An 18,398-nucleotide genomic window follows, 5' to 3' on the forward strand; every position below is an offset into this window, starting at 1 on the left:
TTTTATTTTATACTTACTAAGTTCTTTAATATCTATTATTTTACATTTTTATTCAAAAAAAAGAAAGAGGTTTTATCCTCTTTCCATTTATTAGAATTCTACTTGATATATATACTTAATGAATCCTTTTTATAGTCTTCAACGCATTTACATTATTTGTCGTTATAGAATATACTCCCAATTCTATATATTTTTCCATATCGCACTCATCATCTATAGTCCATACTGCTACAGGTAAGAATCTTGAATGTGCATATTCAACTAATTCTTTATTACAATATTTGTAATCAATATTGATACCACAACAAGATATAGTATTAGCTTCATGACAAATTTCTTTTATTATGGATTGACTATCAATATCTTTTCTATCCAATAAATTAGTATCTACATTCAATAAATATTGAAATTGTGGATAGTTCTTGTATAGATACATTGCTTTTTCTTTTTTACAGCCTGAAAGAATAATATAATCATTCATCTTTTTATATGTTACTAGCGCTGCTATAGAATCAATTGCATCTAATGATTTTATATCCAAATTGAGCACTGTATTATTTTGATGTGCTATATCCAATGCCTCTGTCAAAGTTATTAGCTTATTTCCTGTATGTTCCTTTAATTCTTTAAAAGTCACTTCACCAATTTGCATCACTTTACCTGATATTGTATTAACTGAAGAGTCATGAATTAGTACTGGAATACCATCTTGGGTGGCTCTTACATCAACTTCAATAATATCTGCTCCTTCTTCTATTCCTTTCATTATTGATTCGATTGTGTTTGGTACTGTATTCATACAACCTGCGTGTGCTGTAATTAATGGTAATCTGCTCATTTTTCTCCTCCTAGAAGATGTATAATCTATTATTAATTACAATTATATGGAATCGATTCCAGATTGTCAATATGCATTTGGTTTTACTGTACAAGTAAGTCAGAAAAAATGTTTTGTCCTGACTTGCCTTTTGCAAAATAATATATGTATATGTTTCGCCAGCTACTTGCTCGTCCTGAGCAAAAAGCTGGGTTCGGCGTCCTGCCTCACTACTTCACATATACATATATTATTTTGCTTGATGTAATCTTGGATATAATCACAAAACACTTTTTCTTCTAGTTGATATAACTGCTGGCTATTTATGATTTCAATATACGACCGTTGTCTGTTTAATACTTTGTCGACAGTCTAAATTGAGCTTTACGCTCTTATACATATGATCTTTTGTTGTCACATATTCTTTTCTGCAATCTCAGCTAGAGGACTACGTTCTACTCTCTTAAGTGCCACATGCCCCGTTATATTAAAAGCCTTCATCTTTTCTACTGTATATACCAAGCCATTGGATTTTGAATCTATATAGTTATTATCGATCTGATTATCACTAGGATCACCTAAAAATACAAATTTGGAATGTTCTCCAGCTCTGGTTAACATAAGTTTTGCTAAATGGGGTGTCATTTCCTGTGCCTCATCAACTATGATTAAAGAATTAGTGAACGTTCTACCCCTCATATATGTAAAAGTCTTAGTTTCAATAACTCCCCTCTGTCGAAATTGCTCTATAAAATCCTCAACGGTAAATGTAGGTTTTCCTCCATTATTCTTATGAGTTTCTTTTATATCCGATAAATTCTCTATTGCATCATAGAAACTTCCCATCCAAGGTTTTAATTTTTCTCTTTCTGTCCCTGGCAGATAACCTATATCATTTCCTGCTGCTATTACTGGCCTTACAAAAACTATCTTTCTGTATTTATTTGTCTCTATTACATTTTGCAGTGCTGTCGCTGTGGCTAGAATTGTTTTTCCCGATCCTGCACCCCCTATGATAGTTACAAAGTGTATTTCTGGATTCATAAGTAATTCAAATGCCATTTTTTGCTCTCTATTAATAGGGTTTAGCCCCCATGCACTCTCGTTAGCATGTGTAAGAGGCACTATTTTTTCTCCATCATACCTAGCTAGTATTTCATGAGCAACTTTATCCTTACTTTTAATATGGAAAAATTCATTAGGATATATTTCTTCTTCTAGATTCCTCGGAACTTCCAATCCTTCATCAAATATTTTATCAATCTCTTTTGACAATAGTTCAATCTCGGTATAACCTTTATAGATAGTATCAATGTCAATACGATCACTTTGATAATCTTCTACTTCAATTCCTAATGACTTAGCTTTTATAGCCATATATAAATCTTTTGTCACTAATATTATTGGTCCATCTTTATTGACTTCTTTTAGACTTAGCACAATAGCTAATATTCTTGAGTCATTTTTACTGGTATCAAAACCATTAGGTAGAATACTTATATCCATATGATTCAATTCTACACGCAAAACACTTTTATCGGGTAATTTTATTCCTTTTTCTATATCTCCCTGCTCCATTAATGATTTAATCTCTTTAGCTACCTTTCTAGCATGAAATCCAACTAATCCTTCTCTTTTTTTTAGATTATCTAGTTCCTCTATGCAAAGTAAGGGTATAATTATATTGCTGTTTGCAAAATTATGCATAAATTCAGGATCATGAATCATTACATTAGTATCAATTATATAGTTTTTAACCGTATAATTTCCTCCCCTCAAAGGCTATATTTAACGCTTCTAACTAAACGTCATGAATGACAAGGGAAAGTCGGTGACATTTCCCTTGTCATGTTCTTAAGTCATTCTTATGATAATATTATTCTATTCCTCTATACTTTCTTTTATGTCCTTAACAATCTCTTCCAAGCTTTTATTATCACAATCAATAACTATATTTGCATATTTTTCATACACCTTAACTCTTTGATCATACACATCACTTAACGTATGTCCTTTTGCCATAGCTATGCCTCTAGTAGTTATATTATCAACTCTTGTTTCAATTTCTTCATAAGAAACTTTTAAATAAATTATATTTCCACTTTGTTTCAGATGCTCAATGCTTTCATCTCTAAAAATCACGCTTCCACCTGTTGCTATAACTGATTTTGATGCATCTATACTTAGAACTGCTTCTTTTTCCACATCTAAAAATTTTTCCATTCCAATATCATCAATAATCTCTTGTAACAATCTGTTTTCTCTTTTTTGTATAACTAAATCAGAATCAATAAATGTAAATCCCAAAGTTTTCGCTAATACCACGCCAATTGTACTTTTTCCTGCTCCCGGCATACCAGTTAATACAATATTTTTCATCTTATGCTTCCTCTCATATGATAGTATAATATTATGTTCTCTATATAATATAAATTAAGTATTCTTTAATTTTTTTCTTATTATACTTTATATGATGGTTTATTTCAATATAGGTGGTCTAGAACTACTCAAGTCCAAATGTGGTTTTAAATCCATTTACTATCTCATTGGATATAACCTCACCATGTCCACCTTCTGATAATATGATTTTAGCATTTTTTGATTTTAAGAAATTGATTTCTTCTTCTGATAACCTTCCAACAGCTTCATCTTCCATTGCACTAATGTAAGTAATATTCTTCAAATCATATTTCTCTAACTTTTCAGTGTATCTATTTTTACCTAATCCAGCTGCTAATTTACTTATATTTTTTTCGTTTTCACTAGGATTGACATCTGATTCAGGATCATCCATTATTCCATTTTCATTAACCACAGCCTTGACACCATCTACAAAATAGCCTGTACCACCTTTACTAAAAGATTTCCAAATAACCTCTGGCATATCCAGTCTACCAACAATAATTAAATATTTATCTGCTATATCAACACCATATTCTGAGATTAATTCTTGAACCATAAAGGCTCCAAAAGATATTCCTAGAACATACACCTTTTTCCCTTGTTCTTTATAATATTTTACTACTTTTGCTAACATCTGAATGCTTTCCTTATCATATTTTATAGCTTCTTCAAAAGATATTTCTTTGTCTTGGAACAGTTCTGGATTCTTGGTTTGCTTTTGATGTACATTAACTATAAAGAAATCTCTGTTCTTAATCTCTTCTGTTCCTTCTTTTATCATAGTTGTGTCCAATTCATACATAGGTCCACCTTGTGTATTAATAACAACAGCACTGCTTTCTTGATTTCCAGATATACTGATTATGGAACTAATCTCTTCAGGGATATCATTTTGTGTCTCATCTTGTATCCCCTTTTGTTCCTTAGATTCTCTTTGCTCTTCTTCCTCCTTTGGTTGAGTGCTAAATTCAGTATCATTTTGCTTCTCAACCTGTTTTTTTCCCTCTGGTTTTGATTTACAACCAGAAATTACTGTACTTATTGTCATTACTATAACTATCACCAAATAAATTAATTTTCTAGTTTTCATTTTATTACTCCTCTTAAAGTTTATTTTTTTCAATTCAATTACAAGTATATTGTACTTAGAAATTCTTTTTATATCATGAATAATTTCTTAAATTTTTCTTAATGTTTACTAATTAGGAATGTGTATAAGACTAGCTATCAACATATGTTCTATTCAATACATATTTCAGATATCTAATGAATACTTAGCATTATTAAAATATTCAATATAGTATAATCTTTTCATATAACATATGGTAAATTTTGGTACAATTTGCTACTTAAATTTGGTTATAAATGATGATATCTCTATTTAATAGAATACTGCTACAATTAACTTGTTACTTATACTGTGATTAATCATATGTTACTGTCAACAAAGTGGAATGAGGAGGAATAATATGAGCAAGGCAAAAAAGAAATCAAAACTGTTTCAATTAATGGTTGTAGGACTAGGAATTAGTCTGACAACCCCTTGTTTCAGCACATATGGGGCTGAAATTGAAACCAATACTATAATTGAACCCTCTGCAACTAGTGAACTAGAAGATGATAATCTTCCCATTATGAACGAAAATATTATAAGTAATGCTAATAACGCCAGTTATGGGATTTTACTCAATCAGTATACTGAATATCTCAAATCAAAAACACCAGAAGCTATTGATAATATTATCTTAAGCTTAGAAGATAATGAATTCTACTCTGCTCTAGTTAAAAGAACTTTTATTGATAGACTTGGTGCTGATAATCTAGAAAAATTCAAAGCTAAGAGTCCAGAGCATGCTACTTTCTTATCAACTATCTTTAATAGAAACAATCTACTTAATTTATTTTTACAAGGAAGATCGGATTATAAACAAGATAGACTAGTAAAATCTCTAGATGTTTGGAAAAATCTATGGGAAAACGATGAAGATTGTCATGATGGCTTCTATGCAAAATTTGCTATTGCAATGGCTTTAGTTCATGCAAATCCTATTAAAACCTATGATTCAAATCATACAGTTATAGATCCAGTTGTAAGATATAACCATTATAAAAGACTTAATACAGAAGGTAAGTTATTCCCATCTTTTAATAATCTTGATGTTACACATCTTACTATGGTAGCTGATAATGCTACTTCTGAAGCTGATATAGATTGGATTCATGATTATCTTAGAACCAAACACCCTAGCTACATAACTCAACCTGCACTAAAAAAGGCAGCCTTTTTGATGCCTTATGGAAAAAGGGACGGTAAAAATTATCAAGGTGAATGGACACTAAAAGATCTCCTTGAGATTGGTGGAGTCTGTACAAGAATATCCTATTTTGGGACTTTAATATATAGATCCTTTGGTGTACCTTCAACTGATGTAAGACAGCCTAACCATATGGCTTTTTTATACATGTCAGGTGAGGGTAAATGGAGCCTTGGAAATAATATTGGTGGTATAGGATATGCTTGGAATAGACCGGCAACTACTGTACCTTGGGGAGATCATCCAATATATACGAAGTTATTGGCAGAAGCTACCAGTGACAGGGATAGCCTTGATAAATCTAATCAATTACTATGGCTTTCTGAAATAATGGATTCATCTTATGAATTACAAATTATCAATAAAGCTATAGATGTTAATAAAAACAATTTGATTGCTTGGTATTATAAAATAGATTCTATGATTTCCAATAACGCTACAACCTTAGAATGGAAACAATTAATGTCAGATATACTTGATGATTTTACTTATCATCCAAAAGTTATGACCGACCTTCTTAATAGATTACCAATACAACAAATTTCAGAAAATGATAGAAGTATATTACAAGAACTACTCCTTGACATATATGCTGCATTTGATAAAAATACAGACAGCGAACAACTAAGTACCATTAAAGCACTACATAGAAGAATGCAAACTGGAAATTTAGTACTAGCTAAATTCTCTATAAACGGACCAAATGCTGGCAGACTCATGGGGATCAAAAAAGGTGAAGAATATAGTATAGACGGCGGCAAAACTTATATAACTGTTTCTGAAGATGATTTATTACTTACAGAAACTCAAATAAATTCTGTCAACACAGAAGATAACATCAGAGTCAGGATCAACAGCACTTATGATCCTTATGTGTTATATATTTATCGATACTATCTAAAAGAAGTTCATGTAATAATGGATAATGAAACAAACACTTTAGCAGGTATGAAAAATTATATGGAATTTTCTACAGATAAAGTAAATTGGACTAAGTATAAAAATAATCTTCCTGATTTATCTTCTTATATAACAATATATATAAGAAGAAGTGGAGAGGGATCAAAACTCTCCAGTAATATCTTAACTAGACAATTCACTGCCTGTTCATTTTCTTTTGACGGTGGAAATACCAATAGACTCATGGGATTAAAAAAAGGCGAAAAATACAGTCTAGATGGTGGCGAGACTTTCACTACTGCCACTGAAGATGACTTGCCGCTGACAGAAGCTGCGATAAAATCTATTAGTAGTACAAATAATATAATTATTAAACCTTTTAATACAGATGAAACATTTATAATATATATTAATAGTCCCCAACTAAAAGATAAAGTTATCAAGCATAATAATCTAGAAAACACTATTACAGGGCTAAATAAAACAATGGAATTTTCTTTAGATAAAATTGCTTGGACGAGATATACTGGAGAAAACCTGCCTGATCTATCTGGTAATGTAACAATATATATTCGTAAAGCTGCTGCTGGTCTTTATCTACCAAGTAATATTATTGCTAGGAAATTTACTGCTGCTACATTTTCTTTCAGTGGTGAAAACGCTAGTAGACTCATGGGGATTACAACAAATGCCGAATACAGTTTAGATGGGGGTATCACTTATATTACTCCTTCCGAAGATAACGTATTACTTACTAAAGATGAGTTAGCCTCTATAACTACTACTCATGGCATTCTTGTCAGAATGAAGGGTAGTGATGATATTCTTACAATCAAGATTGTTAGAGAAGGATTGCTACGAAGTACAATTAAATCCAACGATACTTTAAATACTCTAACAGGTATTAGAAGTGGTATGGAATTTTCTATTGATAATAAGAATACTTGGATTAGATATAATGGAAACAATCTTCCTGATTTATCCGGTAATTTAACTATTCATGTTCGTAAATATGCTAAGAACAATTCTCTACCTAGCCCTAGTGTTACTAAAACCTTTACCGCTGCTTCATTCTCCTTTAGCGGTGAAAATGCTGGTAGACTTATGGGTATTACTCCTGACATAGAATATAGTTTAGATGGCGGTAAAATTTATACTGCTCCTTCCCAAGCAAACGTACTACTTACTGATGCTGAACTTCAATCTATTAATTATAATGATAATATTTTATTAAGAACCAAAGGTAATGATAAGGCTTATACAATTAATATTAATAAGTGTCGTAATATAAATACTAATAGTATATCTCCTAATGATACTGATAACACTATTAAGTTATATACTAGCCACGAATATTCTTTTGATAAGGTCAATTGGATTAAATACAATGGTAATAATGCTCCTGATTTATCTGGTAATGTTACTATTTATGTTCGTAAAGCTGCTACTGGTACTACTGTTTCCAGTAACATTGTTTCTGTTAAATATACTATAGCCAAATTCTCTTTTGATGGGCAGAATGCAGGGAAACTCATGGGCATTACAACAGATGCTGAATATAGCCTAGATGGTGGTATTACTTACACTACTCCTTATGAAAATAATGTACTGCTTACTAAAGATGAGTTAGGGTCAATTACTCCTGCTCATGGTATTCTTCTTAAAATGAAAGATACTGATGATACTCAATTAATTAAAATTGGTAAAAACGGATTATGGAACAGCACAATAAAAGCTAATGATACCGAAAATACTCTAAAAGGTCTTAGTAAATACATGGAATTTTCTATTGACAATAAAGAGACTTGGACTAAATATAATGGCAGCAATCTTCCTGATTTGACTGGTAATTTAACTATTCATGTTCGTAAATATGCTAGAGGTACTTCTCTACCTAGTCCAATTGTTACTAGAAAATTTACTGGTGATACTTCATCTATAGTATTATCTGATATTTCATTCTCCTTTAGTGGTGATAATGCGGGTAGACTTATGGAGATTACTTCCGATGTAGAATATAGCTTGGATGGTGGTATCACTTATACTACTCCTTCTGAGGATAACGTATTACTATCTGATGCTGAACTTGAATCTATTAATTATAATGATAATATATTAGTCAGAACTAAAGACATTGATGAAACTTATACAATCTTTATTGATGATATTAATCTAAGCTCTAGTAGCCTAGGTGTCAATGATGCTGATAATACTATTCTCTTAGATACAAGCTTAGAGTATTCTTTTGATAAAATTAACTGGACTAAATATGATGGTTATGATAATCCTGATTTAACTGGTGATGTTACTATCTATGTTCGTAAATATGCTACAGGTACTACAACTTCTAGCAACATTGTGGAAATAGCTTATACAGAAGATATAATAATCCCAGCTGAATTAGATCCTGTAAAATTCTCCTTTGATGGTCAAGATGCTAATAAGCTCATGGGTATTAAAACATATGCTGAATATAGCTTAGATGGAGGTAACACTTATATTACTCCTTATGAAAATAATGTATTGTTAACTAAGAATGAGTTGGATTCTATGACTACTACTAACGGTATTCTTATTAGATTAAAAGCAACTGATAAAACTCAACTTATCAGATTAGAGCAAAGAACAATACATCCTAGTAATATTAAATCCAATGATAATAATAATACTGTAACTATTAATAAAAATATGGAATTTTCTATTGATGATAAGAATACTTGGACCAGGTATAACGATAGTAACCTTCCAGATCTGACTGGTGACATAACTATTCACATCCGTAAATATGCAACAGGTAGATCATTACCAAGTAAAACTGTTACCAGAATATTTACACAAGCAAAATAGCAGTATACAAAAATTTTACATAGAATAATATAATTTTTTATATTGTTGACAAACCGTTATTCATTCCTCCGAAAATAACGGTTTATTTTTTTGCCATATTTTTACATTTGTTACCAAAAAATACCCCTTTACCTCGAACACATGTTCGTGTATACTAATTTTAAGAGGTGTTTTTATGGAACATACTATTTTTCATATTGATGTGAATTCAGCTTATTTAAGTTGGGAAGCTACTTACAGAATGACCACACAGGTATCTTGTATCGACCTTAGAACCATACCTGCAATAATAGGTGGCGACGAGTCTAAAAGACATGGAATTGTATTAGCCAAGTCCATTCCTGCTAAAAAATATGGTATAAAAACAGGGGAATCGTTATTTAGTGCTCGCCAGAAATGTCCATCTCTTGTAATAGTCCCTCCTAATTATAAACTTTTTATGCAATGCAGTAATGCAATGGTAGATATATTCAAAGAATATTTTCCTCTTGTTGAAAGATACAGTGTGGATGAATGTTTTCTTGATTATACTAATATGAGCCATCATTTTGGCTCTCCCATCAGTTTTGCTCATCACTTAAAAGATAAAATACAAAAAGAATTAGGATTTACTGTTAACATGGGTATCTCTAATAATAAACTATTAGCTAAAATGGCATCAGACTTTGAAAAACCTAATAAGATTCATACGCTATTTCCTAATGAAATACAGGAGAAAATGTGGCCTCTACCAGTGAGAGACTTATTTATGGTTGGTAGAGCAACCAATGCAAAACTGATAAAACTAGGAATCTACACCATAGGAGAATTAGCTACTGCAGAACCTGAACTTTTATATGCCCATTTTAAAAGCCACGGATATCTTATACACGATTATGCCAATGGTATAGCTACCTCTATTGTAAAACCTTGTTCTCCTGAAGCAAAAGGCATGGGTAACTCTACTACCATTTCATTTGATGTGATGGATTCACGTACCGCCAAACTTATTTTATTGTCTCTTACCGAAACTGTTTGTATGCGTTTAAGAGATTCTGATATGATAGCAAAGATGGTGAGCATAAGTATAAAATCACATGAATTCATTTCATTATCTCACCAAATGCAGTTAGCCGAATCTACAGATATAACTAATGATATCTATAAAGCCATATGTACTTTATTTGATGAGGCTTGGAACAAAGAACCTATTAGGCACCTTGGAGTCAGAGTCTCTTCCCTTTCTTCAAAAACCAATACACAGTTGTCTTTATTTGATTTTGATAAGCATGAAAAATATACCGCACTAGATGAATCAATTGATAAAATACGTTTAAGATATGGCAACACTTCTATTATTAGGGCTTCATTTTTGTATAGTGGTCTAAGACCTCTTAATGGAGGTATGCCAGAAGAAAATTACCCTATTATGTCAAGTCTTTTATAAAATTTTTCAACATGCCAGAAAGGACGGGTGACTTTATGAAAGTAATCATGGAACCTATTGAAATGATTGGATGGTTCAATTTAAAAGGAGTCTTGATGCCTCTAAGATTCAGACTCGAAACAAAAGAACACGAACTGAAAACAGTTAAAATAAATAAAGTCCTATATCATACAGAAGAAAAGATTGCAGGAAATCCTATGCGAAGCTATGCATGTATAGTTGCTATAAATGGTTTGGAAAAATCCTGTGAATTAAAATACGAATTGAATACCTGTAAGTGGATACTTTTCAAAATATAGGTTATATATAAGTTCAATATATAAATAGGAAAATCCTCATTAATTACAGCCCAGACCTTTAAACAATACCTTACAGTTTAAGAATCTGGGCATCTAAATAAATCTATCTTTAAAGTTTTCTCAAAAAAGTCTTATGATATTTCTTTTGGATTCTTGAAGCAATGATAACAAACAGGTACGTATTTCTCAAGTCCCCCTATATCTATAGGATTGCCCTCATATACAGGTTTGCCATTAACAAGTTTTAGATTATGGGTAGCCTTATTATTACAAAACCAACAAACGGTTTTTATTTCTTCCAACTTATCAGCAAGTTCAAATAATCGCTTACTTGCATCAAATAATTCTAGTGTATAACTCACTCTAAGACCATAACAAATGACTGGTGTATTATATTCATCAACAATTTCTCTAAGCTGATCAATATGTTTAGATTTTAACATTTGGCATTCATCCACTAATATGCAATCAATATTATCTTTTTTCTTAAGATGAGAAACGTACAAATCATAGATATTTGTGTCGTCCTCTATTAGCTCTGCTGGCATTTTAAATCCTGCTCTTGTTGATACATATCCGTCACTTCTAGTATCTATTTTAGGAATTAAAAGTAGTACTTCTTTACCTTGAGTTTGATAATTATGAGCCGTTGCTATAAGATTCAAAGATTTTGCAGAAAAAACTGTGCCGTATTTAAAAAATAACTTAGCCATATGTATTCTCCTAACATTAATTTATTATCTATGGAATTTCTTCATCCACTATATATTATTACATATAATGATTCTTATCTCAATAATATTTTTACTAGGTCTTATTGCCCATAATTATCGTTATTCTTGTAGGACTATATATTCATTTTAAACTTTTTTCAATTTTTTTGTAACCTTTTAGGGTGTTTAACATCTTATATAATAGAGGGAGTATTTTAATACATACTCATTAAATTTGTAAAAACAACTAGAGCAATGCCCTTTGTTCTAAGAAAAGTACCTTTAGGAAGGTACCAGTACACTTATTAAAAGCAGTATACATATATTGCTGTTCCGATCAAAACCATGAGGTTGCCCTACTTCATGGTTTTGGTGTATATATGTAAAATTTTAATTAATTTTGGTAGTTATCCACATTTTTCCTGTTGATAACACCATTTTCTTGGGGATAACTTTAATAACTATACACAATTTTGTCATGCCTCCAACTAAAATATCGTTATATATCCATAAAAATATTTTTTTTTAAATATATCAAAAGGTTAATTTCTTAACAAAGTTAAGCAATCATCAATCCTACTAAAACATTCAATCAAAAATCATGTCACATTTTGTCCTTGTGGATAAAAATTTTGTGGATAAAATTTAACTTTTCATTTTTTACCAGTATAATTATTATCATAATTTCCCAAAATATATATGAAAGATATTAAAAGAATTTTAACATACATTGTTATTATCCTTTATTTGTATTAAAAATTAATTTTTAGTGTATTTAGGAAGGAGATCTAATTAATGAAATTTGCAACAGGTTTAATAGTAGGAAGTGTAATTGGTGCATCATCATTGGCACTTGTGAATATGGACAAACGTGATATGCGTAAAATGCAAAGAAAAGGCAAAAAAATGATGCATAAAGCCGAAAGATTAATGGATGATTTAAAAGAGATGATGTAATTTAAAAGGGCCGTCTTACCAACTTAAAATATATGGTAACAGCCCTTTATTTTTTTACACCTTTTAACTTTTAAAAACTTTTAATAAAAAATTATAGATTGTATTAATATTTTCTTCATCATCACCTATAGTAATATCATTTTTTTCTAGAAATACATCTTCTCCAGAAAACTCATATGATAATATCACTAAAAGGTTCTGCCAAATAACAAAGGTCATTTTATCTTTTGGCTCATCTATAATTCCTTCATCAACTCCTAATTCAATTATATCTTCTAAGAGATTATATAACTTCATTCTAACTCCAAGCATAATATTTTTAATTTGCTCATGAATATCAGCCTTGGATTTGAACGTCTTATCACATTCACTTATCATGAATATAAAATTAGTGTTACCTTGCTTTATAGTTGTTATAATGACTCTTATAAGGCCCTTGATTGTTATTTCAAAGCCATTATTATCCGTAAATAGCTTTTGTTGTATTTCCTCTACATATCGTTCTGCCATATAATTGATAGTCTTATATATGAGTTCGTCTTTGCTATTAAAATATTCATATACTGTACTTTTACCAATATTAGCCTCATTAGCAACCTTAGATATAGTAAGTCCGTTAACACCTTCTCTTATCATAATTGTCATAGCAGATTCATATAACAAGTTTTTTTTGCTTATCATCTAATCTATCCCTCTTTTATAATAATCTTATGCTTTTTTTGATATCTTCTTTTTGAATCCATAAAATATTGAGTAGATGACTGGTACAATTATTAGTGTTAAGAATGTTGACATTATCAATCCACCAATAACCGTTACACCAAGTGGAGCTATCATTTCTGCACCTTCACCAATACCTAGAGATATTGGAATTACAGCCAATATAGTTGTTAGAGCTGTCATTAGAATAGGTCTTATCCTAACACTTCCAGCTTCTATTATAGCATCTTTTGTAGATTTTCCAACTTTTATTAACTTATTAATATAATCAACTAATACGATACCGTTATTAACTACAATACCAGCTAGTACAATCATACCTAAGAATGCTACTATACTAAGTGGTGTTCTTGTTATGAATAGTGCAATAAATGCTCCTGTAAATGCTAATGGTACACTGAATAGTATAATAAATGGATATAGGAACGATTCAAATTGTGATGCCATAATCATATATATCAATACTACACCTAACAGTAATGCTAATAGTAGACTAAAGAAAGCATCCTGAATCTCTTTATTTTCACCTGAATTCTCTATACTATAACCATCTGGTATATCTAATTCTTTTAATTTTTCGTCCAATATCTTACCAACATTACCAGCACTGACACCTTTTTCTAATTTACCAGTAACACTGATAACTCTTTTTTGATTAGTTCTGTTAATTGAAGTATAACCTATTCCTTCTTCAATCTTAGCTATATCCCCTAATTTAACAGTTTTACCTGTCATAGAAGTAAATAGAAGCTCTTCAATATCTTTTGTCTCAAGCTCCGTATCGGAAGTCTTGTTAACATATACATCTACTTTTTTCCCTTCTAAATCAAGTGTTGTAGCTTTTACATCTGAAAGTCTCTGTCTTATTGTACCAGCAACAGCAGCTGTAGTGATTCCAAGAGGTCCTGCAACTTCTCTATCTAATGTAATATTAAGTTCTGGTGCTCCTTTTGAAATACCATTATCAACTTCAACTGTTCCATCAATATTTTCAACTATAGCTGTAACTTCCTTGGCTAGTTCTTCTAATTTATCAAAATCAGTACCAGCTATATCAACTTGAACAGGAACTGAGGAGAAAGCCATCATATTAGATACTGCATTAACTTCTAAATCACATTCTACCTTACCTAAAATGCTGTTTCTGATATCATCTGATATTTCTTGAGTACTTTTACCTCTCTCCGACTTAGGAACAAGAGTTAAGTTAAGTGTACCGCTATCTGTTCCTCCGCCTCCCATGAATTGACCCATTCCTCCGCCGCTTCCAACAGAAGTACTAATAGTCTCTATTTCTGGGAACTGAGTAAGTATATCTTCTATTTCTTTCACTTTGGCCACTGTATTATTATAAGTAGTTCCTTTTGGCATTGAAGCCGTAATAGTTATCTGCCCTTCATCAGTGGTAGGCATTAATTCTGTTCCGATTGTCATAGCTCCAAATATACTTGCTACAAAAACAATAATTGTCAATATTACAACTAATGCTCTATGTTTCAAAGAACCTTTTAATAGTTTTATATATAGATTTCTAAAGCCGTCCATTGCTTTATGATGAGTACTTGTATCCGGTTTCTTAATAAGTTTTGATGATAACATCGGTACTAATGTCAAAGCAACCAATAGACTGGCAAGTAATGTAAGCGTTACTGTTATAGCCATTTCTTTGAATATCTGAGCTGTCATACCTTTAATGAATATAACAGGTAAAAATACTGCTATTGTTGTTAATGTTGAAGCAATGATAGCTCCTGATACTTGTTTGCTTCCTTCTATAGCTGCCGATATTCTGGACTTTCCTTCTTTTCTCATTCTATAAATATTCTCCAGAACAACAACAGCATTATCCACTAACATACCAGTTCCAAGTGCCAATCCACCTAATGACACAACATTAAGAGAAATACCACTTAACCATATGAATGTAAATGATACAATTATACTGATAGGAATGGCAACACCTATGACAATAGTTGGTCTTAAATCTTTTAAGAATATCAACAAGATCAATATTGCAAGTACTGCTCCTACTATAGCATTAACAGTAACAGAAGAAACCATATCGTTGATATATTTTGCTTGATCTAATGTAACCAATATATTCATATCAGGGTATTCTTCTTTTATTTTATCTATGGTATCATTAACTTTTTTAGAAACATCTGTAGTATTGAATTCTGTTTGTCTCTGAATCATAAGTGAAATGCTATCTTCACCATTCACCTTAGAATACATTTTACTATTTTGATTTACTTCTTTTATTGTTGCAAGATCGCTTAACTTAATAGTAGTCGTTTCCATCTTTATCTCAGGCATTGGCATATTAGGCATATCGGTTGGCATCATGCCAGCATTTGGCGCACCACCTGACTCTTGTGAATTACCTGCATTTTCTTTTTGTTTATCTAATATTTCCCATACATCTGCTTTTTCTCCTTGAATAACAGGAACCGGTATTTCCATTAAGATAAAATCTTCTATATCACTGATACTGTCAAACTTACCTATAGTACGGATTGTTACATCCTTATCCCCTTCGGTAATCTGACCAGCAGGCATGTCAAAATTAGAACCTTGTAATAACTTGGATATCATATCGCTATCAATACCTAATAGCTCCATTTTATCTGAATCTAGTGTAACTTCAACTTGTTTTTTAACAGCTCCATTGATGGTTACAGAAGCTACACCTTCTATCCTTTCTAATCTCGGTTTAACAATATTTTCTACAAAATCTCCTACTTCTGACATGTTACTGCCTTCTTTGGTAACAGCAAATCCCATAATCGGCATCATACTAGGATTAAATTTTATAATCATAGGAGAACCTACTTCGTCTGGAAAATAACCAGTAACCATATCGAGCTTTTCTCTCATATCCAACATTGCTACATCCATGTTGCTTGATTCATTAAATTCTACTATGACTATAGAATTATGCTCTGATGAAATAGATTGTATTTTCTTTACATTTTGTACTGTTGCTAGTGCACTTTCAATATTTTTTGATACAGTATTTTCAACTTCCCCAGGGCTTGCTCCTATATAAGTAGTTGATACTGCCGCATAAGGAATGTTCATACTTGGTAATAAATCCGTATTCAGCTGAGTAAATGATACTGCTCCAAATATTATAAAAATAAGTACTATCATTACTATGGTTACGGGTTTTTTTACACTAAATTTTGATAACATATTAGTCTCCTCTCACAATTTCATTTGTTGTCAGTTACCGACCGACTGTTCGGTCGGTAACACTATAATACCCATCTTTTATATATTTGTCAATACTACTTATATATTCTTCCTTATAATTAACTCATACACATTATATATCTAATGTTTGCCCTAAAAAATAAATAATTATACATATGAAGGGGGGTGAACTTGATAAGTGTACATTTGTATATATGGTAATTAATTGGAAATAACTATTATAATAGTAAATCTCCATTTTTAATTGATTTTATACTTAGCATACCAATCTCAAAAGTATTATTTAGAATTATTAATTTTATATTAATTTTTATTAATATTACTACACATATTAGTAATATTTGTTATTATGTAGTTATATACCTTACTGACTTAATTCTAACCTATCCATAGAAAGAGTCATTTCATGATAACCATTTTTAATAATTATAATCACGGATTTTAATGTTAGATATAAAAATATATTTAATTTAATATATAAAACGATGGGATATGAAAATATATCTTTTTTCATACTATACGTTGAATTTTAACTGATGAGGAGGGCAAAAAAATGAAAATTCAATGGAACAAACGATATACTACAATAAGTATCTATGCAATTTTAGTTGTTTTTGTAAGCTTAGTATTTTATAAATTCATCGGTAACTGGGAAGAAACAAAAATATTTTTCAGAAATACTGTATCAACGCTAGCACCATTTATGTTAGGTTTTTTGATAGCGTATTTTATTAATCCATTAGTAGTCTGGTTTGAGAAGATAATAAGTAAAATTAAAATACGGAAAAGAAGTATTAAAAGTCCGAAAGCGAAAAGATCCCTTTCTATATTATTTTCATATATAACCGTATTAGGTTTCATTGTAATTATTTTAGCTTTTATTATTCCTGAACTACTAAATAGCTTAGCCGATATAATTACAAAATTACCGGATATAATAAATGATTTAATTGATAAAATCAATAATTTTGTTAATAACAGTTCAATAGAATTCATTGACCCTAAGGCTATTAACCAATTTATCGATGATAACCTTAATAATATTCCTGTAGCACTTAATAATGTTTACGATGTATTCAGTAATATAGCACCTTCCCTTTTGAATTTCACAAAAAGCTTTACTTTTGGTCTTCTAAATGTTTTATTAGGTTTCATTATAGCTATATACCTATTAGCAAGTAAAGAAAAATCAATAGCAAGTTTCAATAAAGGTATCGTTGCTCTATTTAGAGAAAATACATCCAATAGTTTACTTGCAGTATTAAAAGATAGTCATCAGATTTTTTCGAAATTTTTTGTAGGCAAATTGATAGATTCATTAATTATAGGTGTCTTATGCTTTATAATCACTATGATATTCCATATACCTAATGCTTTATTAATTAGCGTTTTCGTAGGTATTACTAACATGATTCCTTATTTTGGACCATTCATCGGAGGATTTGCCGGAATCATATTAGTATTTATTATCAGCCCTATACAAGCCTTATGGTTCGCCTTGATAATATTAGCCCTTCAACAATTTGATGGTAATATACTAGGCCCCAAAATACTTGGAGATTCAACAGGACTTAGTCCCTTCTGGGTTATCTTTGCAATATTAGTTGCAGGTAAATTATTCGGTTTGATTGGAATGTTTTTAGGTGTACCTTTCTTCGCAGTGATTAAGAATATCATAGAAAAACAAATAAATAAGAAATATCAAATGAAGATGCATAAGAAACAAGAAGAAACCATAATTGATAATCTACAAACGGAAATAAACGAAGAGGTTGAGTAACCTCT

At 30.8% G+C, this 18,398-nt stretch carries 12 protein-coding genes; 5 read left to right on the forward strand and 7 right to left on the reverse strand.

What is annotated here, in order from left to right:
- Positions 1-115: 115 nt before the first annotated feature.
- The 4 genes from ACX6CF_RS14695 to ACX6CF_RS14710 all read right to left on the reverse strand — a co-directional run bounded on the left by ACX6CF_RS14695 (position 116) and on the right by ACX6CF_RS14710 (position 4,310).
- Positions 116-838 carry a glycerophosphodiester phosphodiesterase gene (locus ACX6CF_RS14695; RefSeq protein WP_458786098.1) on the reverse strand — a complete coding sequence of 241 codons (723 nt, stop codon included), beginning with the start codon at positions 836-838 and terminating at the stop codon, positions 116-118.
- 393 nt (positions 839-1,231) lie between these two features.
- Entirely contained in the window at positions 1,232-2,596 is a 1,365-nt protein-coding gene (locus ACX6CF_RS14700) for a PhoH family protein (protein ID WP_458786099.1), read from the reverse strand.
- A 102-nt stretch (positions 2,597-2,698) separates the two neighbouring features.
- Positions 2,699-3,196: a shikimate kinase gene (locus ACX6CF_RS14705; RefSeq protein WP_458786100.1), complete on the reverse strand. Its 498-nt coding sequence runs from the start codon at positions 3,194-3,196 to the stop codon at positions 2,699-2,701.
- A 124-nt stretch (positions 3,197-3,320) separates the two neighbouring features.
- The gene (locus ACX6CF_RS14710) at positions 3,321-4,310 is read right to left on the reverse strand and encodes a hypothetical protein (protein WP_458786101.1); all 990 of its coding nucleotides are present in this window, start codon (positions 4,308-4,310) and stop codon (positions 3,321-3,323) included.
- Positions 4,311-4,689: 379 nt separating this feature from the next.
- Between ACX6CF_RS14710 and ACX6CF_RS14715 the strand changes: the two genes are divergently transcribed.
- The 3 genes from ACX6CF_RS14715 to ACX6CF_RS14725 all read left to right on the forward strand — a co-directional run bounded on the left by ACX6CF_RS14715 (position 4,690) and on the right by ACX6CF_RS14725 (position 11,007).
- Positions 4,690-9,282 carry a hypothetical protein gene (locus ACX6CF_RS14715; protein WP_458786102.1) on the forward strand — a complete coding sequence of 1,531 codons (4,593 nt, stop codon included), beginning with the start codon at positions 4,690-4,692 and terminating at the stop codon, positions 9,280-9,282.
- Positions 9,283-9,457: 175 nt separating this feature from the next.
- Positions 9,458-10,708 (forward strand): DNA polymerase Y family protein, encoded by a 1,251-nt coding sequence (locus ACX6CF_RS14720; protein WP_458786103.1) that lies wholly within the window; start codon positions 9,458-9,460, stop codon positions 10,706-10,708.
- A gap of 35 nt (positions 10,709-10,743) precedes the next feature.
- Entirely contained in the window at positions 10,744-11,007 is a 264-nt protein-coding gene (locus ACX6CF_RS14725) for a hypothetical protein (protein WP_458786104.1), read from the forward strand.
- Positions 11,008-11,138: 131 nt separating this feature from the next.
- On the opposite strand, the gene ACX6CF_RS14730 is transcribed toward ACX6CF_RS14725, so the two are convergent.
- Entirely contained in the window at positions 11,139-11,720 is a 582-nt protein-coding gene (locus ACX6CF_RS14730) for a thymidine kinase (RefSeq protein ID WP_458786105.1), read from the reverse strand.
- 795 nt (positions 11,721-12,515) lie between these two features.
- Between ACX6CF_RS14730 and ACX6CF_RS14735 the strand changes: the two genes are divergently transcribed.
- Positions 12,516-12,677, forward strand: a complete 162-nt coding sequence (locus ACX6CF_RS14735) for a hypothetical protein (protein ID WP_193774485.1) — start codon at positions 12,516-12,518, stop codon at positions 12,675-12,677.
- Between the two features lie 63 nt (positions 12,678-12,740).
- On the opposite strand, the gene ACX6CF_RS14740 is transcribed toward ACX6CF_RS14735, so the two are convergent.
- Together ACX6CF_RS14740 and ACX6CF_RS14745 are read right to left on the reverse strand one after the other, a co-directional pair.
- Positions 12,741-13,358 (reverse strand): TetR/AcrR family transcriptional regulator, encoded by a 618-nt coding sequence (locus tag ACX6CF_RS14740; protein WP_458786106.1) that lies wholly within the window; start codon positions 13,356-13,358, stop codon positions 12,741-12,743.
- Positions 13,359-13,385: 27 nt separating this feature from the next.
- Positions 13,386-16,592, reverse strand: coding sequence for an efflux RND transporter permease subunit (locus ACX6CF_RS14745; RefSeq protein WP_458786107.1), 3,207 nt, complete (start codon positions 16,590-16,592; stop codon positions 13,386-13,388).
- Positions 16,593-17,166: 574 nt separating this feature from the next.
- Here ACX6CF_RS14745 and ACX6CF_RS14750 point away from each other — a divergent pair.
- Positions 17,167-18,393, forward strand: a complete 1,227-nt coding sequence (locus ACX6CF_RS14750) for an AI-2E family transporter (protein WP_458786108.1) — start codon at positions 17,167-17,169, stop codon at positions 18,391-18,393.
- The last annotated feature ends 5 nt before the right edge of the window (positions 18,394-18,398 follow it).

The sequence above is a fragment of the Vallitalea sediminicola genome (genome assembly GCF_054408565.1).

Excerpts from the sequence above, each read along its gene's own strand:
- ACX6CF_RS14695 (WP_458786098.1), bottom strand. The coding sequence starts at position 838 with ATGAGCAGATTACCATTAATTACAGCACACGCAGGTTGTATGAATACA.
- ACX6CF_RS14705 (WP_458786100.1), bottom strand. The coding sequence starts at position 3,196 with ATGAAAAATATTGTATTAACTGGTATGCCGGGAGCAGGAAAAAGTACA.
- ACX6CF_RS14710 (WP_458786101.1), bottom strand. The coding sequence starts at position 4,310 with ATGAAAACTAGAAAATTAATTTATTTGGTGATAGTTATAGTAATGACA.
- ACX6CF_RS14715 (WP_458786102.1), top strand. The coding sequence starts at position 4,690 with ATGAGCAAGGCAAAAAAGAAATCAAAACTGTTTCAATTAATGGTTGTA.
- ACX6CF_RS14720 (WP_458786103.1), top strand. The coding sequence starts at position 9,458 with ATGGAACATACTATTTTTCATATTGATGTGAATTCAGCTTATTTAAGT.
- ACX6CF_RS14725 (WP_458786104.1), top strand. The coding sequence starts at position 10,744 with ATGAAAGTAATCATGGAACCTATTGAAATGATTGGATGGTTCAATTTA.
- ACX6CF_RS14730 (WP_458786105.1), bottom strand. The coding sequence starts at position 11,720 with ATGGCTAAGTTATTTTTTAAATACGGCACAGTTTTTTCTGCAAAATCT.
- ACX6CF_RS14735 (WP_193774485.1), top strand. The coding sequence starts at position 12,516 with ATGAAATTTGCAACAGGTTTAATAGTAGGAAGTGTAATTGGTGCATCA.
- ACX6CF_RS14740 (WP_458786106.1), bottom strand. The coding sequence starts at position 13,358 with ATGATAAGCAAAAAAAACTTGTTATATGAATCTGCTATGACAATTATG.
- ACX6CF_RS14745 (WP_458786107.1), bottom strand. The coding sequence starts at position 16,592 with ATGTTATCAAAATTTAGTGTAAAAAAACCCGTAACCATAGTAATGATA.
- ACX6CF_RS14750 (WP_458786108.1), top strand. The coding sequence starts at position 17,167 with ATGAAAATTCAATGGAACAAACGATATACTACAATAAGTATCTATGCA.